The organism is Flavobacterium ustbae (assembly GCF_003946915.1).
Lineage (GTDB): Bacteria > Bacteroidota > Bacteroidia > Flavobacteriales > Flavobacteriaceae > Flavobacterium > Flavobacterium ustbae.
This window is the reverse complement of the sequence record NZ_RPOC01000015.1, coordinates 87,689-107,827: the sequence shown is the minus strand read 5'-3', so window position 1 is coordinate 107,827 and position 20,139 is coordinate 87,689. Positions and strand designations below refer to the sequence as shown.

Here is a 20,139-nt window from a genome sequence, read left to right as displayed (position 1 = left end):
ATTTTAGATTTTAGATTTTAGATTTTAGATTTTAGATTTTAGATTTTAGATTTTAGATTTTAGATTTTAGATTTTAGATTTTAGATTTTAGATTTTAGATTTTAGATTTTCCCAAAAAAATCGCTACGCTCTTTTTTTGGAATTTGGGATTTAAAATTTGGAATTTAAACATTCACAATTAATATACTTTTTATACAAATGCAAATTCAGCCTATACAAAACAAGTACGAAAATGAAATCGTAGATTTGATTTTAAACATTCAGCAAAAAGAATTTAATGTTCCTGTTACTTTAGAAGATCAGCCCGATTTATTAGACATTGAGAATTTTTATTATAAACCAGGCGGAATCTTTCTTGGCGCTTTTATAGACGAAAAACTAGTCGGTACAATTGCTTTGGTAAAATTTAATTCTGAAGCCGCGGCGATTAGAAAAATGTTTGTCAAGAAAGAATTTAGAGGAAAAGAATTTCAAATTGCCCAACAATTATTAGAACAGTTAATTACCTACAGCAAAGAAAAAGGAATTAAAGACTTATATTTAGGAACGGTTACGTTATTGCAGGCGGCTTTGCGTTTTTATGAAAAGAATGATTTTGTAACGATTCCGAAAGAAACGCTTCCAAGTGATTTTCCGTTAATGAAACCTGACAATGTTTTCTGCCATTTAAAACTAAATCAATAGAAAATGAATATAATTGATGAAATTGGAATTTTAGCCATATCAACGCGATTGCAGCGACTGAGCGAGCAATTGCGCAAAGACGGCGCTTTAATTTATAAGTCTTTTAACATTGATTTTGAACCGAAATGGTTTCCTGTAATTTATACGCTACACATTAAAGAGATGTTGAGCGTTGTCGAAATTGCCAATGAAATTGGTTATAGCCATCCGTCAACTATTAGTTTATTGAAGGAATTAGAAAAGCAAAAAATCATTAGTTCTAAAAAAGACAAAGCAGACGAACGCAAAAGGCTAATTGTTCTTACAGCAAAAGGAAAAGAACTTGTTGTAAAAATGCAACCGGTTTGGACGGTTATGAAAAAAACGCTCAACGAAATCACCGATAATCAAAACAATCTTTTGAAAGCCATTGAAGAAACCGAGCAAAAATTGGAACGTCAAGGTTTTTTTCAGCGAGCTGCAGAGCTTAAAATCTAGTAACAAGTTTGGAATTTGGAATTTATTTTTTGGTCTTTTTTCTATTCATTTATTCTTTTCCCGTAATCTTTTTTCTGTGGTTGTGCCCCCACTTTGCTAGAGAATCTATTACTTCTTTTAAAGTATGTCCGTATTCTGTGAGCTGATATTCAACCGTTATGGGCTGTGTTTTGAGAACCGTTCGCGTTACCAATTGGTTTTCTTCGAGATTTTTCAATTCTCTGCTTAGCATTTTTCCCGAAATCCCTTCAACTTCTCGCAATAAGTCCGAAAATCGTAACGTATTAAAACAAAGTGATGCAATGATAGAAATTTTCCATCTTCCGTTTAAAATATACATGGCATCATGAACAGCCATAATTCGCTGATTGCATTGTTGGGGATCGTGTTTCAGTTCTTTTATCATGTCTTGTTAGTAAGTTACCTCGATGTTACAGTTACTTTTGGTAATCTAATGACAAAAATACACTTAAAGTCTTTACCTTTGAATACAATTTTAATCAATTAGAAAAAAAATGGCCTTAATAGATGCACTAAAGTGGCGTTACGCTACAAAAAAAATGAACGGACAAGCTGTTCCGCAAGAAAAAGTAGATTATATTCTTGAAGCGGCAAAACTTGCTCCATCTTCTTCTGGATTACAGCCTTACAAAATTTTTGTAATCACAAACAAAGAGTTAAAAGAAAAAGTTAGAGCCGTAAGTTTTGACCAAAGTCAGGTTACAGATGCTTCTCACGTTCTAGTTTGGGCTGCTTGGGATGGCTATAGTTTAGAAAAAATTTCTGCTGTGTTTGACAGAACAATTGCCGAAAGAGGAATTCCTGCTGATGCCATGGACGAGTACAAACAAAGACTTTGGGGAATGTACGAGCCTCTTGGACAAGAATGGCACGCTAACCATGCTGCAAAACAAGCTTATATTTCGTTTGGTGTGGCAATCGCAGCAGCGGCTGAGCAGCAAGTAGACGCAACTCCTATGGAAGGTTTTGTTCCTGCCGAAGTGGACAAACTTTTAGGTTTAGAAGAACTTGGACTAAAAAGCGTTTTAGTTTTACCTTTAGGATATAGAGATGATTCTGGCGATTGGCTAGTAAACTTGAAAAAAGTGAGAACTCCAAATGAAGAATTTATAACAGAAATCAAGTAATAAATTATTTTTTTTCTTTAATAGAAATGCTTTTGAAATGGCTTAAGAGCGCTTTTTCAGAAGCATTTTTCGTTTTAATGATTTCATTTTCAAACCAATTGTAAACAACAGAAAAAACTGATTTTTTCAAACTTATGTTATTTTTTAATATTAGTATAAAAAAAGGTACACAATGCGGATAATTAAATAATATTGTATCCCTAATTTTGCTTTATCCAAAACAATTCATTCTTATTTACAACAAATTTAATTCTAAGAACTATGTCTGATTTTTTAACGCAATTTGGGGAAGACCTAAAGAAGAACGTCCCAGGTTTCATCGCAGTTTCTGTGGCTGAAATCGCTAGCGGAATGTCATACTATTCACAGTCTGCGATTGCAGATTTTGATCCAGAATTGGCATCTGCCTACAATCTTGAAGTAGTTAAAGCAAAAATGAACGCCATTAAAGCGTTGCATTTAAACGGTCAGGTTATTGACAATATCATGATTACGTTAAGTTCACAAATTCACATTATTGATGTTTCTGACAATCAGGCTTACTTTATTTACCTGGCTGTAGATTCTACAAAAGCTAATTTAGGTATGACAAAATCGATCCTAAATAAGTACAAAAAAGAAATAGTAGCTAAATTATAACCAATTTTGCCCCTTTTTTTAAGAGGAATATTCAACTGCGAGTATTCCTTTTATTTTTTATGCCAATTACTATTCGTTTCTTTTAAAATATTTTTATATTTCGAAATGTAAATTAAGGAATTGCACAAATGGAATTACGCGCTTATTTTGAAAAATATTCTGACGAAGCAACTTGCATAGAAGAACTCAAGAACAAACGTTTAGAAAATGGTCTTTTATGCAGAAAATGTGGGCATGACGCTCATTCTTTTCGTCAGAATGATTTAAAATTTCAATGCCGTAAGTGTGGTAGCCGTATGAGTCTGCGTTCTGGAACTGTAATGGAAAACTCTAATCTTCCTATTCGATATTGGATGATCTGTATCGAATTGATGACACTTTCACACAGAAGAATATCTATACTTAAAATTCAATATTTATTAGGTCATAAAAGATACGAGCCGATCTGGCTGATGGTGCAGAAAATTCGTCTGGTTATGAAAATTAGAGACGAAAAATACCGACTAAGAGCTTATTCTGAATTTGATGCTGAATTTTTACAGAAAATCGACAAGCTTGCTTTGGAAAAGAAAACTAAAATCTAATATGAAAGCTGATTTAAGAGCACACATCGAAAAAAATATCCCTTTAACTGACGAAGAATTTACTTTTGTAATCTCGCATTTCAGCACAAAAAAATTCAAAAAACATCAATTTCTTATCCAGAAGGACGAACCCGTACCGTATTCTTATTTTATAATTAGCGGACTAGTAAAATTAGTTTTTACTGATGAATCAGGAAAAGAACATATTGTTTCTTTTGCTATGGAAGACTGGTGGGAAAGCGATTTTTATGCTTATTATACCCAGACCAAGTCAACTATGTCTCTTGAATGTCTAGAAGATACCGAAGTACTTTGCTGTACACTCGAAGATTATAAAAAGCTATGCGATGGTTTGCAAAAAATGGAGCGCTTTTTTCTGGAGAAAGCCACTTTTGGCTTTTTAGGTTCGCAGCGTCGAATTATTTCCTGGCTCACTTCAAACTCAAAAGAACGATACGAACAGCTTTTAAAACAATATCCGACACTTTTTCAGCGTGTATCCAAAAGTCAAATTGCCTCTTATTTGGGAGTATCGCGTGAAACACTCAGCCGGCTTTCTTCCTGATGTGATGTAGATCACTTTTTATTTGTGAGGAATATCAACGGCATAAATCTGCAATAAATCTGAATTTTGTCTTTATAATTTAAAACAAAATACAGATGGAAAAAAGAGTTATCAATCCGTGGAAATGGCAAGATGAACGCAGCTACGCACAGGCAGTTGAAGTAAAAAATCCGGAAGGAACATTGTACGTATCTGGACAAACGGCTATAAGCGCAGAGGGAATTTCGAGCAATGAGAACATGGAATCTCAAATTATTCAAACCCTACAAAATTTAGAACAAGTAATTACTGAAGCAGGATATGAATGCAGCGGAATCGTGCGTTTAAATATTTATACCACTTCTACAGCAGAACTATGGCCTCATTTTAGCATTCTGCAAGACTGGATTACTAAGCATAATATTACTCAGGCAACGACATTGCTGGAAATAAAAAGCCTTTTCGAAACCTTAAAAGTAGAATTGGAAGCAACGGTTGTAAAATAATTTGGGTTAAAATAAAAAATGCTGTACGGCTATCCTTTTGTACAGCATTTTTTAAATAAAATTTTCAATTTTGAAATTCAAAATTATAAATTCCAAATCTGAAATTCCAAATTCCAAACTTTAATCTTCAATCTCCCCTATTTTAAGGACTTAAGAATAAAACTAAGGACTAAGGACTAAGAACCAAGAACTAATTACTTCTTCTTATTCTTTTTAGCTTTAGATCTTTTTGCTTTCTTTTTTGCGATTTTTTTCGCTTTAGCTTTATCTTTCGCTTTTTTCGCTTTAGCTTTCTTTTTTGCTTTCGCTTTTAATTTTGCTTTTTTCGCTTTGTCTTTCTTTTTATCTTTTGCTTTCGCTTTTGCTTTTTTCTTAGCTACTTTTTTCTTTTTCTCTTCTTTCTCTTTTTCTTTCATCTTTTTATTCTTTTTAGATTTCGATTTTTCTTGATTTTCATCAGCTGTTTCTTCTTCAGTTTCAGATACAGCCTCAGCTTCTTCTCCTGCTTCAGTTTCTACGGTTTCTACAGCAATTTCTTCTGTAGTTGCCACTTCTTTTACTGCTGCTTTTCTTGGAGCTCTTTTAGGTTTTGTTTTAGATTCTGAATTTTCTGCCTCAGCCGACACTGTTTCAGAAGCTGGAATTTCCTGCTGTTCGCCTTCTTCGTTAGAAACAACTGGAGCAACTTCTACTTCCTGATCGATTTCATTAGTAAGCACTTCTTTTGCCATTATACTGTTAATTTTAAGAAATTGATTAAATTTATTTCTGATTAAACTAATTTTCAATGTTATTAAATCATTAAATTAACATCAAAAAATAATAAACAAAGATAAATTGAAAAAGCTATTCCCCAATGTTAAGTTTTTCATTGGCTTCAAAAATCGACTTCATTAACTTATAAATCAGTCACTTACCCAATGTTAAGTTTTTCATTGTCTTTTTTTTAAAATTCTAAACACCTTTAAACCCCCTTCAGAGCTGTTTCTATTTCATAGAAAAGAGCAAAGAAATTGCCTAATTTCGCTTTAAATTTGATAAAATGATCGGCGATTTAGAATATCAGACTATAAAATCCAACAAAAACCTTTCAGATTTTGTTGATAGTTTTTGGTATATGAAAAACAAATCGGATCAAACGCTAGAAACAATTGGGCTTCCCGACGGCCGAATTGATTTGTCGTTAATCAAAACTGCTGAAACTCCTTTTCAGATTAGACTATTAGGCTTAGGAACACAGCAATATGAAAAAGGAAAGATTCCTGCCAATAGTACAACTTTCGTTATTAGTTTTAAACTTCTCGCTGTGGAATACGTTTTTCATGAAAGCGTTGCCGAAATTTTAAACTCTGGTAAATTATTAGAGAATGACTTTTGGGATTTTGATGAAAATGATTTGGATGATTTTGAATTGTTTTGCAAAAAAGCTACTGCAAAAATTTACTCCTTATTAATAAAGGAAATCGATAATCGGAAACAAAAACTCTTCCGACTTATTTATGAAAGCAATGGCTCGATGACTGTAAAAGAATTATCGGAACAATCTAACTGGAGCAGCCGTCAAATAAACCGTTACTTCAATCAATATTTTGGGCTTTCGCTGAAAGCCTATTGTTCTGTTCTTCGTTTCCGAACTTCATTAGAACATATTGCAAAAGGCAAACTTTTTCCAGAAGAGAATTTTTCCGATCAGACACATTTCATTAAAGAAATAAAAAAAATATCGGGTTCAGTTCCAAAAGTGCTTTTTCAAAACAAAAACGACCGATTTATACTATTATCTGCTCTTTCTGCTAAATAATTTTGCAACATAGATTTTAAACACAAAACTATGTTACTAGAAAATAAACGCGTTGCCATTGTTGGCGGCGGAATGGGCGGTTTGATGCTGGCTCGTCTTTTGCAAATTCAAAACATAAAAGTAAAAGTATACGAAAGAGACCTCAACGCAGAAATCCGCGTACAAGGTTCTCCCTTAGATTTACATGAAGATTCTGGTTTATTGGCTATGAAAAAAGCCAATTTATTGGACAAATTCTATCAAAATGTTCGTCCCAACACCAGTAAAGCTCGAATTGTAGATCAAAATTTTGAATTGAAATTTGATGAGCATATTATGTCGAAATCAGTTTCTGAAGAAATTCCAAATTCAAAACATGATTCCCTTCAAGATATTTCAAAACCTCGACCAGAAATAGACCGTTCTAATCTTCGAACTGTTTTATTGAATTCGCTTTTGCCAGAAACGGTCGTTTGGAACAGTCAATTTCTTTCAATGGAAAAAGAAAATGAGGGCTGGCGGTTATTCTTTAAAAATGAAACCAGCGCTTATGCCGATTTGGTAATTGGTGCAGATGGAGCAAATTCTAAAATTCGTCCTTATATAAGTACACAAAAACCTATTTATTCTGGCATTACCATGATTGAAGGCACAATTTATAATGCCAAAGAAAATGCTTCAAAGCTTTTTGAATTTTCTAAAGACGGAAAAGTTTTGGCTTTTGGAAACGAACAAACCATTATGTACGGTACAAAAGGAGACGGATCTTTACTATTTCTGCTCAGCAGTAAAATACCCGAAAAGTGGATTTCTGAAAACAACATGAATTTTAAAGACAATACTCAAATTTTTGAATGGTTTAAAGATGTTTACCCAGATTGGAGCTCAGAATGGCATGAGTTGTTTAAAAGCCCAGAACTGTTTTTTATACCACGTCCGCAATATTATTTTCCTCAAAACCAAACTTGGAAAACGCAGGAAAACATTTCAGTTATTGGCGATGCCGCACATCGCATGCCTCCTTTTGCGGGAAAAGGCGCTAATCTAGCGATGCTTGACGCTCTTGAATTATCAGAGTTTTTGACCAATAATCAATTTTCTGATTTAAAAAATGCTCTTTCCTATTTTGAAAAACGAATGCTAGAGAGAGCTGCAAAAGCATTAGAAAACACATTAAAAAACGGAGAACAGCTGCATGCTACAGATGCTTTAGAAAAACTGCTTTCAATTTTTAATAAAACAGCACAGTCTTAACTATTTTAATTCCAAATACTTATATTTTTTATTTAAATTTACAAGTAGCTGAAAAGCGCGATTTAGCAAGGATACTCCAAAATAAGTTTCACTAAATATATTTAACAATGAGGCATTTTCTACTCTTATTCTTTTGTGCAGGTTTTGTTTATTCTACTTACGGACAAAAAATAGCCGATTCTCTTCCGAAAAAAACAAAAGAAAAAAGAATTGAACTGAGAGTAATGCCTTATCTGAGTTACAACAGGAATCTCGATTTTATGTTTGGCGCTATACCTATGGCGATGTACAGACTTAATGAAGCAGATACTATTTCGCCGAAATCATTGTCGGGAATGTCGGCCATTTACACCACCAATAAATCGTATGTTTTGGCCTTTTTTAATAAATGGTATCTGAATGAGGACAAATGGCGTTTGAAACTTTTCTTTTTTAACGGAAATCAGAATTCGCAGTTTTATGTCGATGATAGCGAACAGCCTGACTTTTATGATTATGGAACCAAAACTACTGTTTTAGGCATTGGAGGTCAGCGTAAGATTGTCGGAAAATTTTACGGCGGACTTTCTTATACTTATGCGCATTATAATACGAGCTATGAAGATGATATTTCTCCTTCTTCGGTTTCGCACAGTAATGCAGTGGTGTTTAATTTATTGTATGACACAAGAGATGCCGTTTATTATCCGACTGAGGGTTATAAAATTAAAATGGACTGGTCAACCTATCCTAAATTTCTAGATAACGAATTGGCATCAAATCGAATTTCTTTTCAAGCCAATAAATATTTCCAAAATCGCGAGGGAAAAGATGTGATTGCAGCGCGTTTATACGGCAAGTTCGGACTCGGAAATGTTGCATTTGAACAGCAAAGTACTATTGGCGGAACAGATATTCGAGGGTATTCTGAAGGGAAATATCGCGGTTCGGGTTTAATGGATATTCAAGGTGAGTATCGCTACAACTTTGCTAAAAAAATGGGCTTGGTCGGATTTTTTGGAATTGCAACAATCTATGGTTCTGACACTCCCAGCTTTGACTGGAAAATGTATCCCGGAGGTGGTATTGGTTATCGATACAATCCTTTCAAAAAATCAAAATTTAATGTTGGTTTAGATGGCGCTGTTGGTAAAGGCGATTGGGGAATCTATTTTAGAATTGGCGAAGCTTTTTAAAAATTAGAACGCAGATAAAACAGATTTGCTTCGCAAAGACGCAGATAAAACGGATTTTTTACTATAAATGTTATACAAAAAAGGTGTTCTAAGATTTGTCTAATGGTTTACTGAGAAAATTCAATTGGTAGTTAAAACAATAATTACTAAAACGTAATTTGTTATATTAATTATCGAAACCAATTTCACAATTCACCCTGATTATTAAGCAATTATACTGTCAAAGGAATTCACTTCTAGCTTTTGACAATGAAACAAATGAGAGCAGAACGACTTTAATTTAACACTGATTTTCAACAAAATAATCGGCTTTAATGTTTCAGATACTAATTATCTTGTTTCATTTTATAATATGAAACAACGAAAAAAAAATCGCAACGATTAGTTTCCCTAAATTTGAATTAAGCCCCTCCTCATTATTATAATCAAACTTATTGCAGATTCATGTTCAGCATAATTTTTTTAATTTAAGGTGGTTATACACTATTGCGCCACCTTTCTATTTGATAGCTTATGGCACACTTTTACTTTTCTTGGAGAATTCCGGTTACTCTTAAAAAATTATTTTTTGCGTTCCTTTTTTTTGCTTTTACTCATTTTCAAGCCAATGCTCAGAACTGTACTGTAAACGCAGGAGTTCTTAACGTAACTATTTGCGAAACAGATGCGTTGGTTTTAACAGGAAACACACCTTCTCCTATAATTGGAACTGTTTTATGGACACAGATTTCGGGACCCGCTGTGGTTATAAATTCACCAAATAGTCCTTCAACAACAATTTCGGGGTATACGGGAAATAATACGTATACATTTAGATACAGCGCTACCTGTGCTGATGGTGTTGTATCCTATCAGGATAAAGTTGTGAATGTAAAACCTATTACAGCGGCAAATGCGGGTGTAAATATTGCAAGCTGTCCAAATAGCAGCGGAACTTTAACCATATCTGCAAATGCACCGCAAAATACTGGTGAAACTGCCCGTTGGGAAATTGTAGGCGCCAATGATGCAGGTGTTGTTATTAATTTTCCGAATTTGCCAACCTCAACTATAACGCTTCCGGCGACAAAATGCGGTGTTACCACCTTACAATGGGTTATTGAAGGACCAGAATTTGCGCCTGGACAACGATGTAGAACAACATCTCAAATTACTGTTACCAATTATGGTGGTGTAAAACCAGTATCTGCAGGTCCCGATCAGAATTTAAGCAACTGTTATACTACTACTCAAACCACCAACCTAACAGCAACTTACGGAGGTTGTGGCCTTAATGGACAATCAGGACAATGGACATTTGTGAGTGGCCCAAATACACCTACAATTAGCAATTCGACATCTAATACGACACAAGTTTCTAATCTTACGGAGGGAAGCTATACTTTTAGATGGACCGTTACTGGTCCATGCGCTGCTGGTAATGACACGGTGGTTATTACAGTTCCACCGGCCACACAAGATGTTACCACGCTTCCTGGCGGTGATGAAATTATTAATTTTTGTGACAATAGCATAACACAAGCTACACTTGTTGCACAAACACCATTATATGCAGGAGAAACAGTGCAATGGACTCAAGTTTCTGGAGATTCTGGCGCTGTGATTGTATCTCCTACAAACCCTACGACTTTGATTACTAATATTTCAAGTGCAGGCGCTCCATACCGATTTCGTTATACTTTAACCAATAGTAATACAGGCTGTATTTTTACAAAAGATTATATTATACAATATAGTGGTTCCACCAGAACAATTGTGGCCAATAATGGTGAAGATATTGTAGGAAGCTGTAATGCTACTGTTTTCACCATTCCGCTTTCTGTAACAGGTGAAGGTATTAATCAGTATAGAATTGTTAATGGGCCAGATAGTTCTCCACTCGGACCTTTTCCAACTGCCTTGCAATCAGTAGGAAGTTCGGTTACACTAACTTTAACGGCTTCTGGAGACTATACTGTAGAATTTATACGAAGCGAAAATGGTTCTTTGAATGTGGGCTGTGATTACGGGTTTGACACAATAAATATTTTAGTTTCAGGAGATCCAACTCCATCTAATGCGGGTACTGATGTAAGTCTTCCTTGCGGAGACACCAGTACAATACTTTCTGGAGTCAGTACCGATGAGGGACTGCATTTCTGGAGTCAGCTTTCGGGACCAAATCAGGCCGTAATTGCAGATAATTTTGCTATAGACACACCTGTTTCTGGATTGATTCCAGGAACCTACGTTTTTCAATACATCACAAAAGGCGGTGGTGCAACATGCGGCTTTTCGGTAGCAACAGTTACGGTATATGTATCCGAAACTTCATTGGCTCCAACAGATGCTGGTACAAATCAAGTAGTTTGTATAAATTCGCAGGTTCCGCTTACAGCACAGCCACCACAGAGCGGTGAAATTGGGACATGGAGTCAGGTTTCTGGCCCAGACACTATTACATTTTCAGATGTGAACGATCCGAATGCGGTTGCCAGTGGTTTTAGTACAGGAGCTTCACTTTATGAATTGCAATGGACTATCAATTATTTACATCCGGGGCCTTCCTGTAGCCTTTCGGTTTCCGATACTGTAAATATTATAACAAATTCCAGTACAGCCGCTTCAAGCGCAGACGCAGGACCAGATGCCTGTTATTCTTCTGGTGTAAATTCATTTAACCTTAGCGGTAACACTCCAACATTGGTAGAAGCAGGAGAATGGACTGTAACGCCTTCTACAGGTGTTGTTTTTGCGGACAATACAGATCCTAATACTCTGGTAACAGTTCCCGGAAACGGAACTTATGAATTTACTTGGACTATAACTCCGTTATTACGAAATTGTATATCGAGCTCAAGCAGCGTTTCTGTAACAATTGCCGAAACACCTCCTAGTGCTAATGCAGGCCCAGATCAGGAAATCTGTGGAAATACGATTACAATGGCAGCTACAAGCAGTGGTGGTGCAATTGGCACTTGGACTAGGATTTCTGGTGTTGGTCAATATACCATAAGTGATATTCATGATCCAAATGCTGTATTTACCTTTAATTTTAGCGGTTATTATATCTTTCGCTGGACTGTAGACGCCAATGTTTGCGGTCAAGCATTTGACGATATTAACCTGACAATAGGAATTCCTCCAAAACCAGCTGTAGCAGGACCAGATCAAAATGTGTGCGATAGTACAAGTGTGACAATGGCAGGAAATGCCTATGACAGCTTTTTTGAATTAGGACAATGGTCTGTACTTACTGGTGCTCCTAATCAGCCTACTATAGTCGATCCTTCAAATCCAAATACTGTAATTAACGGATTAGTAGCGGGTACTTATGTTTTTAGATGGACAATAAGCGCCAAAAGTATCTTTTTGTGTTCTGGAAGTTTTGATGATGTCACAGTAGTTGTAACACCAACTGCCAATGCTGGTGCCGACCAATCTTATTGTGACGTAACTAGTGTACAGCTGGTTGCAAACGAAAATTCGACAGGAATTTGGTCTCTTACCAGTACGACCGGAAATGCAGCTGCTGTTGTAATTACACAATCTCCTTCTAACAGTTATATTGCCAATGCAACTGTTGTTCCAGGAAACAATTATGTGTTTACGTACACTACGACCTCAACAACTTTTCCAGACGGCAGTACATGCCCCGGATCCTCAGATTCATTAAATGTTGAAGTTTATAGTGGTGCTAGTATAGATCCCGATGCTGGAGCAGATCAAAATTTATGTATTAGCGATGTTGGCGGCAGTACAACTCTGGACGGAAATATTCCTCCTGCCGATGTTGCAGTCTCAGAATGGCGTTTTGTTTATCAACCTACAGGAAGTGTTGCAGTTATAGATACACCAAGTGCTCCAAAAACTACTGTTTCTAACCTAACTGTTCCTGGATTATATATTTTAGAATGGGTATTCGAAAGCACTAGCTGCCGAACTTTGTCTGATATTGTGCGTATCGAAATGTTTGCCGCACCAAGCACTGCTAATGCTGGACCAGATGACACTATAGCATGTCAGACCACTTACAAAACGGCTGCAGTGCCTCCTACTGTAGGAATTGGAACATGGTCTTTTACAACTGATCCTTCAGGCGGAAATGCAATCATTGACAGCCCAAACAGTCCGGTTACCACTTTATCAAATATCACAGACCTGGGTACTTATGTTTTAACTTGGACAGTTACCAATGGCCCCTTTACTAATCCATCTCTTTGTCAGCCTTCATCTGATACTGTAGCAATTACTTTCAATGACACTCCTCCATCGGTTGCAGATGCCGGGCCGGATCAGGAATTATGTAATGTCAGTACTGTTACTATGGGAGCGCAGGCTGTTACATCTGGAATTGGAACATGGACACAGGTTTCTGGACCGAACAATGCAAATATTGCCTCTCCAAATTTAGAAAATTCATTAATGCTTGGTTTAGTTCCTGGAACATATGAATTTCTTTGGACTGTTACCACCAATACTCCAAACAGCTGTATTTCTGAAGATTCTGTTTTGGTTACCATATATGCCCTTCCATCAACGGCAGAAGCGGGTCCAAACCAAATTGTACCTCAATTTACTGCTGTTAATATGAACGCAGCAGCACCAAGTGTGGGAACAGGAATTTGGACACAAATTTCTGGCCCTAGTACTGTAGGATTTTCTGACGACACTTCGCCAACTACAGCTATTACTGGAACTGTTTCGGGTACCTATATCTTAGAATGGACGGTAACCAACGGTAATTGTTCTGTTTCTTCAGATACGATGACCCTTGTAATACTGTCTGTAGCTGATTTGGAATTAAATAAATCTGTCACTCCTATGACCGGAAGTGCTGGTGATGTTGTGACTTTTAATCTACAAGTGTACAACAACAACTCCCTCGGAGGAACTGTTAATGCAACTGGTGTTGCTATTCGAGATTATATTCCTACTGGTTATACTATAGTACCAGGATCTGCCAATTTAGCTGGACAATACAACGCTGGCGACAATACCATAACTTGGAGCAATCTTACCGTTCCAAATGGAGGAACAAGAAATCTGACATTTAAGGCAACTATTAGATCAACAGGTTCTTATGTTAATGTTGCCGAAGTTATTGCATCGGACCAATACGATCCCGATAGTTCGCCAAATAACCAAAACGCTGCTGAAGATGATCAGGATGACACTACAATTATATTAGATGTGGCCGATTTATCGCTTCAAAAGACGGTATCGCCAACTACGGTTAGCATTGGTGATAACGTAATTTTCACGATTAGAGTTACGAACAGCGGACCAAATAATGCTTCTGGAATTACGGTTTCAGAACAATTACCTTCTGGTTATACTTATGTTAGTGACAATGGTGGAGGCAAATATAATAGAACAACTGGGGTTTGGACAATCGGAAATTTAAATAATGGAAATTCTATTGCACTTCAGATTACTGCCAAAGTAAATGTAGCCCCAGCGGCAAATTATGTAAATACTGCTGAAGTTAGAACTGCAAACCAAATTGACCCTGACAGTACTCCAGGAAATGGATTGCCAGAAGACGATATGAGCAGTGCAACTGTAAATTTAAAACTTGCCGATTTAGAACTTACAAAATCTGTTTCCCCATTGTCAGCAAAAGCGGGTGATGTAGTCGATTTTACACTTAATTTACTCAACAATGGCCCTGGAAATGCAACAGGAGTAGCTGTTCAAGATATTATCCCAGTCGGATATACTTTACTCCCTGGTTCTGTTTCAAACGGAGGAACTTATCAAGTGGCAAATGCCGCAGTAGACTGGAAAAACATCTCATTGGCTAATGGAGCAAACTTAAATCTTACTTTTAAAGCCACGGTAAATCCAACAGGAAGTTATCTAAATACCGCTCAAGTTACTGCAAGTGATTTATTAGATCCAGATTCAACCCCAAATAACGATGACGGAGATCAGAGTGAAGACGACGAATCTAATGTCCAAATTATTTTTATTGGTCCTTCTGCCGATTTATCGCTAACAAAAAGTGTTGTAGACGGGAATACTTCACCTGCAATAGGAAGTACTGTTTCCTTTGAATTAATTGTGAGAAATGATGGCCCAAATAATGTCTCGCTAACAGAAATTACAGATTTGTTACCATCAGGCTATCAATTCATCAATTATAGTTCAACAGATGGTATTTATGATTACAGCACCGGAATTTGGCAAGTGAGCCCATTAAATAACGGAGCTTCAGCATCTCTAATTATTAATGCAAGGGTACTTCCAACTGGAAATTATTTTAATACCACGCAAGTTACTGCCAGTGATCTTCCTGATCCCGATTCGACACCAAATAACGATGATGGAGATCAAAGTGAAGACGATGAAGATGGTATTCTTCTTACTCCTGTTCAGCCTCTTGCAGATTTGTCATTAACAAAAACAGTAAGCAATACTACGCCATTAGTAGGCTCACTGGTTACTTTTCACATTATTACCACAAACAGTGGCCCTCAGGACGCTGCTTTTGTCGAAGTAACAGACTTACTCCCTTCAGGCTACACCTATTTCAATTTTAATGCTACAAGCGGAACTTATGACAGCACTACAGGTATCTGGTCACTGGATATATTGAGAAATACCGAATCTGAAACTTTACAAATAAATGCCTATGTTAATCCAACGGGGGATTATACAAACATAACCGAAGTAACCAACAGCGACACATTAGATCCTGATTCAACTCCTAATAATGGGGTTGCAACAGAAGATGATTATGCTACAGCAACAACAAATCCTGTACCTATTTCATCAGATTTATCTTTAACTAAAACCGTTAATAATTCCACTCCTTTAATAGGTTCCAGAGTTACTTTTGAAATTGTTGTAACCAATAACGGGCCACAGGACAATACAGGAATTCAGGTTACCGATTTACTCCCTTCTGGTTATACTTTTAACGAATATACCATTTCAACAGGAACATACAATCCAGCTACTGGACTATGGATTCTTGGAAATATCGTAACTGGAAAAGCAGAAACTTTACAAATAATAGCAACCGTAAATCCTTCTGGAGATTATCTTAATATTACAGAAATTACAGCGAGCGATTTACCCGATCCTAATTCTACTCCAAACAATGGTGTGCCAACAGAAGACGATTACGGTACAGCAACTGTAACACCAATAGTTCAGTCTTCAGATTTATCTCTGACTAAAACAGTCAATAACCCAACTCCTTTGGTAGGTTCTCAAGTAACTTTTGAAGTTGTAATAACCAATAACGGACCGCAAGACAATACAGGAGTTGAATTGGTCGAACTATTGCCTTCCGGATACACTTATGAAAGTTTCACCATTTCAACAGGAACTTACAATCCTGTAACGGGAGTTTGGACACTGGCTAATATTGTAAATGGAAAATCTGAAACCCTACAGCTTACAGCTACCGTAAATCCAACAGGAGATTATTTGAATATTGCTGAAATTATAGCAAGTGATCTACCTGATCCTGATTCTACTCCAAATAACGGAGTTACAACAGAAGATGATTATGCAACAGCCACAACAACACCAATTGCACAAGCTGCCGATTTATCCTTAACCAAAACCGTAAGCAATGCAACACCTTTGGTGGGTTCTACTGTGACTTTTGAAGTTATAGTTACCAATAATGGTCCGCAAGATACTGCCGGAGTGATCGTAACCGATTTATTGCCTTCTGGATACACCTACTCCAACTTTACTATTTCAACCGGAACATACAATCCAATAAATGGTATTTGGACTATCGGAAACTTAGTGAATGGAAAATCAGAAACATTGCAGATTCTAGCCATTGTAAATCCAACAGGAAATTATTTAAATACTGCCGAAGTTACCGCAAGTTCGCTCCCAGACCCTAATTCGACTCCTGCAAACGGAATTGCAACAGAAAATGATTATGCAGAAGCTATAATTACGCCAATTGCACAAGCTGCCGATTTATCTTTAACCAAAACCGTAAGCAATGCAACACCTTTGGTGGGTTCTACTGTAACCTTTGAAATTGTTGTGACCAATAATGGGCCGCAGGATGCAACGGGCATAACTGTTACAGATTTACTTCCGAGCGGTTATACTTTCGATGCCTACAGTTCAACAATCGGAACTTACAATAGCACAAATGGTTTATGGACAGTTGGCTCATTAACAAACGGAGGTTCGCATACGGTGCAAATTTCAGCAACTGTTAATCCGACAGGAGATTACGTGAATACTGCCGAAGTAACCGCAACTTCCCTTCCCGACCCTAATTCAACGCCAAACAATGGAGTTACAACAGAAGATGATTATGCATCTGCAACTATAACTCCAAATGCACAATCGGCTGACTTGGCTCTAACAAAAACAGTGAATAACGCAACACCTTTAGTTGGATCAAGTGTCATTTTCGAAATTATAGCTTCTAATAATGGCCCGCAGAACACATCTGGTGTAACCGTTACCGATTTATTACCTTCTGGATATACTTTTAGCAGTTATAACACTACAAAAGGTACATATAATGCCTTAACGGGTGTTTGGAATATTGGTTCATTTACTAATGGCGATTCTCAGGTTTTACAAATTACTGCAATTGTAAATCCTTCAGGCAATTATCAAAACATTGCAGAAGTTACTGCAAGTTTACTTCCCGATCCTAACTCAACACCCGGAAATAGCATTATAACCGAAAATGACTATGCATCGGCCGTAACTACTCCAATTGGACAAGCTGCAGATTTATCTTTGACTAAAACAGTCAATAATGCAACTCCGTTAATTGAAAGCAATGTTACTTTTGAAATTATTGTCACCAACAACGGTCCACAAAATACAACAGGAGTCGAGGTTACAGACCTGCTTCCAGATGGTTATAGTTTTAATAGTTTTACCGCTACAAAAGGAACTTATAACAATACAACTGGCAAATGGACAATAGGTTCACTGGCAAATGGAGACTCTCAGACTTTACAGATTTTGGCAACGGTAAATGCTTCAGGAAATTATACCAATATTGCCGAAGTTACGGCAAGTGATGTTCCTGATCCTGATTCTACTCCAAACAACGGAATCGCAACAGAGGATGATTATGGAACCGTAACTGTTATACCAACCTTACCAGTAGCCGATTTATCGCTTACAAAAGGATTGATCGGTCGTAATTTCAGCCCTATATTTGGTACAACGATTGCTTTTGAATTAATTTTAAAAAATGAAGGTCCACAAGCCGCAACTGGAGTGACTATAAGAGACCTTTTGCCAAGTGGTTACGAATATGTTATATACAGTTCTAGTACCGGAATTTATTTCTTCGATACGGGTATTTGGGAGGTCGGAACCGTACCAAGCGGCAGAACAGAAACTTTGATCATAACTGTTAAGGTTAATAAAACAGGCGATTATCGAAATGTTGCTGAAGTTTTTACTTCTAACGAATTTGATCCCGACAGTACACCAAATAACGGTGTCGAAGGTGAAGATGATATGGGATCAGTATTCCTTAGCCCTGTTGCTGAAGTCGCTGACCTTTCGATAGAAAAAACCGTAGTAAACAATGAGCTTACGCCAAATGTCGGTTCACAGATTTCATTTTCGATCACAGTAAGTAATTCGGGACCAAGTGCCGCAACGGGAGTTACTATAAAAGACATACTGCCTCCTGGTTACGATTTTATATTTTACAATGCCACTTCTGGCAATTATAATGCTATTACCGGCGAATGGACACCCGGAATCATACTTCCTGGAAACAGTCATACTTTGATCTTAAATGTTTTTGTGAAAGCACCAACCGGATCCGCCAACGAATATTTGAATACAGCCGAAATTATCACTTCTGATCAGCTTGACCCTAATAGTACGCCAGGAAACGGGATTACAACAGAAGACGATTATGACAGTATTTCGGTAACACCGGTAATTGTTCAGGCCGATTTGTCTATCAATAAAAGAACACTGAGCGGTAATACAACATTTGATGTTGGAGGAAATATCATTTTTGAAGTTACCGTAACCAACTATGGCCCAGGCAATGCGAGTGGCGTTATGGTAAAAGATCTGCTTCCTGCCGGATTTACCTACCTGACTTATACTGCAACCAGCGGTGTGTACAACTTTGTAACCGGTGACTGGAATACTGGAGTTATCAATTCTGGAGCTACACAAACGCTTCAAATTTATGTACGTGTAAATCCGCCAACTGGTCAAACTGGAGAATATACCAATATAACCGAGATTACAGCTAGTAACTTACCCGATCCAGATTCTACACCAAACAATGGCGTTACCACAGAAGACGATTACGATAGTTTAACAATTACAGTAAACTCATCCGATTTAAGCCTAAATAAAACCGTAAGCAATCAAAATGCAAACGTCGGAGAAATTGTAACCTATACGCTTCAAATTGACAATGAAGGACCTGTTACAGCAACCGGAGTCGCAGTTGAAGATGTAATTCCGCTTGGGCTTCGAAATATTACAAACATTAACAACGGAGGAATATTCAGTCTGAATACAATAAAATGGGTAAACTTAACCGTTCCTGTCGGAGGTATTACATTGAATTACAATGCTACAGTGGTCGCTCCTGAAGGTCTTGAAGCTGAAGATTACAAAAATATCGCTCAGGTTACCGCCAGCAATCAATTTGATCCTGATTCTACACCTAATAATGACAACGGAGATCAGAGCGAAGATGACGAAGATTCAGAATTTATTACTGTTCCGTCAACTGATATTGCCATAAACAAAGACGTTGATAAAACCGATGTTCCTATGAACAGTGAAGTCGTTTTTACCATTACAGCAGATAATTTAGGCACACTAACCGCAACAAATGTAGAGGTTCAGGACATTCTTCCAAAAGGCTATTCGTTTGTAAGTTCGACTGCAACATCTGGCAGCTACAACGCTTCTACGGGAATTTGGATCATTCCATCCATAAATGGAGGAACCTCACAAACCTTAAACATCACAGTAAAGGTGGTTGATTTTAATGATTATCTCAACACAGCTCATTTAACCAAATTAGACCAGATTGATACTAATTCAAGTAACAATCAGGACAGCGCAAGTGTAAAAGCAAGTTGTTTTAAAATCTACAACGAATTTTCTCCAAACGATGATGGGCAGAATGATACTTTTTATATTGACTGTATCGAGCAATATCCAGACAATCAATTGGAAATTTTTAACCGCTGGGGTAATTTGGTTTACTATAAAAAAGGCTATGATAATACATGGGACGGCAAAGCAGACGGATCTGCCAAAACCCTTCCTGAAGGCACCTATTTCTATATTCTTGATCTAGGCGACGGTTCTAAAAAAACCTCAGGATGGCTTTATTTAAAATAAAATCATTAGAACACTTCAAA

Annotated in this window: 13 protein-coding genes and 1 pseudogene; 11 read left to right on the top strand and 3 right to left on the bottom strand. The window is 36.9% G+C overall.

The genetic code is table 11. From position 1 onward, the window contains the following. Window positions 1–198: 198 nt before the first annotated feature. On the top strand, window positions 199–684 hold the full coding sequence (locus EG814_RS16735; RefSeq protein ID WP_125723043.1) for a GNAT family N-acetyltransferase: 486 nt from the start codon (window positions 199–201) through the stop codon (window positions 682–684). A gap of 3 nt (window positions 685–687) precedes the next feature. Further along, entirely contained in the window at window positions 688–1,161 is a 474-nt protein-coding gene (locus EG814_RS16730; RefSeq protein WP_125723042.1) for a MarR family winged helix-turn-helix transcriptional regulator, read from the top strand. 49 nt (window positions 1,162–1,210) lie between these two features. Here EG814_RS16730 and EG814_RS16725 read toward each other — a convergent pair whose 3' ends face one another. Then, window positions 1,211–1,567, bottom strand: coding sequence for a winged helix-turn-helix transcriptional regulator (locus tag EG814_RS16725; RefSeq protein ID WP_235830999.1), 357 nt, complete (start codon window positions 1,565–1,567; stop codon window positions 1,211–1,213). A 109-nt stretch (window positions 1,568–1,676) separates the two neighbouring features. On the opposite strand from EG814_RS16725, the gene EG814_RS16720 reads away from it, so the two are divergent. Continuing rightward, entirely contained in the window at window positions 1,677–2,309 is a 633-nt protein-coding gene (locus EG814_RS16720; RefSeq protein WP_125723041.1) for a nitroreductase family protein, read from the top strand. 4 nt (window positions 2,310–2,313) lie between these two features. On the opposite strand, the gene EG814_RS21270 is transcribed toward EG814_RS16720, so the two are convergent. Further along, entirely contained in the window at window positions 2,314–2,439 is a 126-nt protein-coding gene (locus tag EG814_RS21270; protein ID WP_262700660.1) for a hypothetical protein, read from the bottom strand. A 131-nt stretch (window positions 2,440–2,570) separates the two neighbouring features. Between EG814_RS21270 and EG814_RS16715 the strand changes: the two genes are divergently transcribed. The 4 genes and pseudogenes from EG814_RS16715 (at window position 2,571) to EG814_RS16700 (ending at window position 4,582) form a co-directional block, all read left to right on the top strand. Further along, a complete protein-coding gene (locus EG814_RS16715) occupies window positions 2,571–2,948 on the top strand; it encodes a hypothetical protein (protein ID WP_125723040.1) in 378 nt (125 codons plus the stop codon). 128 nt (window positions 2,949–3,076) lie between these two features. Next, window positions 3,077–3,520, top strand: a pseudogene (locus EG814_RS16710) (transposase); the annotation flags it as partial. Between the two features lie 13 nt (window positions 3,521–3,533). Next, window positions 3,534–4,097 carry a Crp/Fnr family transcriptional regulator gene (locus EG814_RS16705; protein ID WP_125723038.1) on the top strand — a complete coding sequence of 188 codons (564 nt, stop codon included), beginning with the start codon at window positions 3,534–3,536 and terminating at the stop codon, window positions 4,095–4,097. A gap of 95 nt (window positions 4,098–4,192) precedes the next feature. Further along, window positions 4,193–4,582 (top strand): RidA family protein, encoded by a 390-nt coding sequence (locus EG814_RS16700; RefSeq protein ID WP_125723037.1) that lies wholly within the window; start codon window positions 4,193–4,195, stop codon window positions 4,580–4,582. Between the two features lie 194 nt (window positions 4,583–4,776). On the opposite strand, the gene EG814_RS21100 is transcribed toward EG814_RS16700, so the two are convergent. Next, entirely contained in the window at window positions 4,777–5,313 is a 537-nt protein-coding gene (locus EG814_RS21100; protein ID WP_206430318.1) for a hypothetical protein, read from the bottom strand. A gap of 311 nt (window positions 5,314–5,624) precedes the next feature. On the opposite strand from EG814_RS21100, the gene EG814_RS16690 reads away from it, so the two are divergent. The 4 genes from EG814_RS16690 to EG814_RS16675 all read left to right on the top strand — a co-directional run bounded on the left by EG814_RS16690 (window position 5,625) and on the right by EG814_RS16675 (window position 20,119). Next, on the top strand, window positions 5,625–6,383 hold the full coding sequence (locus EG814_RS16690) for a helix-turn-helix domain-containing protein (protein WP_125723036.1): 759 nt from the start codon (window positions 5,625–5,627) through the stop codon (window positions 6,381–6,383). A gap of 30 nt (window positions 6,384–6,413) precedes the next feature. Then, entirely contained in the window at window positions 6,414–7,616 is a 1,203-nt protein-coding gene (locus EG814_RS16685; RefSeq protein ID WP_125723035.1) for an FAD-dependent oxidoreductase, read from the top strand. A gap of 107 nt (window positions 7,617–7,723) precedes the next feature. Next, window positions 7,724–8,791, top strand: a complete 1,068-nt coding sequence (locus EG814_RS16680; RefSeq protein WP_125723034.1) for a BamA/TamA family outer membrane protein — start codon at window positions 7,724–7,726, stop codon at window positions 8,789–8,791. 513 nt (window positions 8,792–9,304) lie between these two features. Next, window positions 9,305–20,119, top strand: coding sequence for a PKD domain-containing protein (locus EG814_RS16675; protein WP_125723033.1), 10,815 nt, complete (start codon window positions 9,305–9,307; stop codon window positions 20,117–20,119). Window positions 20,120–20,139: the final 20 nt, after the last annotated feature.